At 65.3% G+C, this 3375-nt stretch carries 4 protein-coding genes; all 4 read left to right on the forward strand.

Going from position 1 to position 3375, the window contains the following annotated elements:
- On the forward strand, nucleotides 1-1263 hold a 1263-nt coding region (locus ACLFQI_RS12780), incomplete at its 5' end, for a heme lyase CcmF/NrfE family subunit (RefSeq protein WP_410759879.1).
- 16 nt (nucleotides 1264-1279) lie between these two features.
- Nucleotides 1280-1819: a DsbE family thiol:disulfide interchange protein gene (locus tag ACLFQI_RS12785; protein WP_410759881.1), complete on the forward strand. Its 540-nt coding sequence runs from the start codon at nucleotides 1280-1282 to the stop codon at nucleotides 1817-1819.
- 2 nt (nucleotides 1820-1821) lie between these two features.
- Nucleotides 1822-2313 (forward strand): cytochrome c-type biogenesis protein, encoded by a 492-nt coding sequence (locus tag ACLFQI_RS12790; protein ID WP_410759882.1) that lies wholly within the window; start codon nucleotides 1822-1824, stop codon nucleotides 2311-2313.
- A 15-nt stretch (nucleotides 2314-2328) separates the two neighbouring features.
- Nucleotides 2329-3375, forward strand: a 1047-nt coding sequence (gene ccmI, locus ACLFQI_RS12795; protein ID WP_410759884.1) for a c-type cytochrome biogenesis protein CcmI, incomplete at its 3' end; no start/stop codon positions are given.

Here is a 3375-nt window from a genome sequence, read left to right on the forward strand (position 1 = left end):
CCGGTCGAGAACGCCTCGCTGATGCCCTGGCTGGCCGGCACCGCCCTGATCCATTCGCTCGCCGTCACCGAGAAGCGCGCCGCGTTCAAGAGCTGGACCGTGCTGCTCGCGATCTCGGCCTTCTCGCTCAGCCTGCTCGGCACCTTCCTGGTGCGCTCCGGAGTGCTGACCTCGGTGCACGCCTTCGCCACCGATCCCGAGCGCGGGCTGTTCATCCTGCTGTTTTTGTGTCTCGTCATCGGCGGCTCGCTCGCGCTCTATGCCTGGCGTGCGCCGCAGGTCTCGGAGGGCGGGCGCTTCGACCTGCTCTCGCGCGAGAGCAGCTTGCTGCTGAACAATCTGCTGTTCGTCGCCTTCACCGTCCTGGTGCTGTTCGGCACCCTGGCGCCACTGATCTACGAGGCCTTCAACCTCGGCAAGATCTCGGTCGGTTTCCCTTGGTTCAACAAGATGTTCGTCGCCTTGGCGCCGTTCCTCGCCCTGTTGCTCGGGATCGGATCGGCGACGCGCTGGAAGCACGACGAGCCCTGGCGCCTGACCAAGCAACTGTGGCTGGCCTTCGCGCTCAGTCTCGGGGTGCTGGCCCTGACCTCGCTGACAGCGGTCGGCAGCGATGATGCTTGGGTGCCGATCGGCCTCGCGCTGGCGGCCTGGCTGCTGTTCTCGCACCTGACCCTGGTGCGCGAGCGCCTCAAGCACAAGCACGGCGGCTGGCGTCGGGCCCTGGCTGCGGATTTCAGCGGCAACGGCCGCAGCTTCTACGGCATGGTCGTCGCCCATCTCGGTGTCGCCATGTTCATCGTCGGCGTCACCATGGTCTCCAATCACGAGGTCGAAAAAGACCTGCGCATGTCGCCCGGCGACAGCCACGAACTCGCTGGCTATCGCTTCGAGTTCCTCGGCGCGCGCAAGGTCAACGGTCCCAACTACCGTGCCGATCAAGGTCATTTCATCCTCTACCGCGGCAAGCGACAGATCGCCGAACTCTTCCCGGAGAAGCGCTCCTATCTTGGCGGCGGCATGCCGATGACCGAGGCCGCGATCGATGCCGGCTTCTTCCGCGATGTCTATGTCTCGCTCGGCGAGGCGGTCGGCGGCGGCGACTGGGCATTGCGGCTCTACTACAAGCCCTATGTGCGCTGGATCTGGCTCGGCGCCACCCTGATGGCCCTCGGCGGTGCCATCGCCGTCTCCGATCGCCGCTACCGAACCGCGCGCGCACGCCGGACCGCCCCGGTCGAGGCCGTGGCGGCCAAGGCCTAAATGAGAGGACTGAGGTATGTCGAAATCTGTCCGCTTCCTGCTACCGCTGATCGTCTTCGCCGCCCTGGTGGTTTTGCTGGTGATCGGTCTCGGCAAGGACCCGAGCAAGGTGCCCTCGCCACTGATCGACAAGCCAGTGCCCGAGTTCAGCCTGCCGGAACTGACCGACCCGAACCGCAGCGTCGATCATGAGGATCTGAAAGGCCAGATCTCGCTGGTCAACGTCTGGGCCTCCTGGTGCGCGTCCTGCCGACAGGAGCATGAGGCGCTGATGGCCTTGGCGAAGGACCCCGACTTTCAGATCGTCGGTCTCAACTGGAAGGACGAGGCCGAGGACGCGCGCGCCGTATTGGAGATGACCGGCAATCCGTATGCGATGATCGGTCATGATCCGAACAACCGGGTCGGCCTCCATTGGGGCGTCTATGGCGCCCCCGAGACCTTCCTCGTCGATCAACAGGGCATCATCCGCTATAAACACATCGGTCCGATCGACCGCCAGGTGTGGGAAAAAACCCTGAAACCGCTGGTCGCGCAGCTCAAGGCGGAGGGTTGAGGATGTCAGCGCTGATCAAATCGTTCGCACTCAGCGCGCTGCTGCTACTCGGCAGTGGCGCGGCGAGTGCCTATACGCTCGAGGAATTCGAGTTCGACAGTCCGCAACAGCATGACGAGTTCCGCGAGCTGATCGCGAAATTGCGCTGCCTGGTCTGCCAGAACGAGTCGCTTGCCGGCTCCCAGGCCGAGCTTGCGCAAGACCTGCGCAATGAGGTCTACCGGATGATGCGCGCCGGCCAATCCGAGGACGAGATCCTCGATTTCCTCATCCAACGCTACGGCGATTTCGTCCTCTATGATCCGCCGCTCAAGCCCTCGACCTATCTGCTGTGGTTTGGACCTTTCGTCTTGATCGGGATAGGCGCCTTCGTTGTCGTGCGCGCCCTCCTGAACAAGAAGCAAACCCGCGACGAGCCCATCTCCGAGGCCGAGCGCGAGCACCTACAGGCGCTGCTGGATGCCAAACCCGCCCCCCGCTCCTCCGACTCCTGATCGCCCGATTGTCTCATGACTACTTTTTGGATGTACGCCGCTGGGCTGGCCGGCCTCGCGGTCCTCTTTGCTGTCACGCCCTTGTTGCTGTCATCGTTACGGCCCGCGCAAGACGACGCCGAAGCGAGCGCAGCGGACGCCGATCAGGCTCGGCTGAACCTCGAGATCTTCAAGCAGCAGCTGGCTGAACTCGATGCCGATCTCAGCGCCGGGAAACTCGACCAAACCGTCTACGAGTCCGCGCGCCGCGACCTCGAGCGCGAACTCTTGCACGATCTGGGCGATCGCGACCCGCTCACCGCCGTGGCCAGTCAGCCAAGCGAGACCCGCGCGCGTCGGCTGCCTGGCCCCTGGGTCACCGCGCTCTCGCTCCTGTTCGCCATCCCGCTGGCGGCTTGGGCGCTCTATGGCCTGATCGGCCATCAGGCGCTGATCCCGCAACTCGAACAGCAGGCCGCCAGCGGCGGTGCCGGCCCGCCGCGGGGGCGCAATGAGCTGCCACCGCTGGACGAATTGGTCGCCCGCCTCGAGCAACGCCTCGCGCAACAGCCGGACGACGCCGAAGGTTGGATGATGCTCGGGCGCACCTACTTCGCCACCGGTGATCGCAAGCGCGCCCAGGATGCCTTGGCGCGCGCCTATGAGCTGAACCCCAATGATCCGCTGATCGTGCTGGCCTATGCCGAGTCGATCGCCACCAACAACGAGAACCAGCTCGAAGGCCGCCCGGCGCAACTGATCTCCGAGGCCCTCGAACTCGATCCGGACAACCCCACCGCCCGCTGGCTTGCCGCCATGGTGGCCTTCCAGCGCGGTCAGTTCCGCTCTGCGGCCACGACCTGGCGCAATCTGCTCGACAAGATGGAGCCCGACAGCGAAGACGCCGCTGAGCTTCGCGAGCTGATCAGCGAGGCCGAGCGGCGCGCCGACTTGCCGGAGGAGGCGCAAGCGCAACGGGTCGCTCAGGCGACAATCCCGTCCGATGTCCCTGACGATCAGAGGCAAGCGCCGGAAGCCACGACAGCCGGCGCCAACCCAGCCGAGCAGGAGGCCGCGCCGGCC

This window comes from Halochromatium sp., from assembly GCF_046541315.1.
In the GTDB taxonomy this organism is placed as follows: domain Bacteria; phylum Pseudomonadota; class Gammaproteobacteria; order Chromatiales; family Chromatiaceae; genus Lamprobacter.

Excerpts from the sequence above, each read along its gene's own strand:
- ACLFQI_RS12785 (WP_410759881.1), top strand. The coding sequence starts at position 1,280 with ATGTCGAAATCTGTCCGCTTCCTGCTACCGCTGATCGTCTTCGCCGCC.
- ACLFQI_RS12790 (WP_410759882.1), top strand. The coding sequence starts at position 1,822 with ATGTCAGCGCTGATCAAATCGTTCGCACTCAGCGCGCTGCTGCTACTC.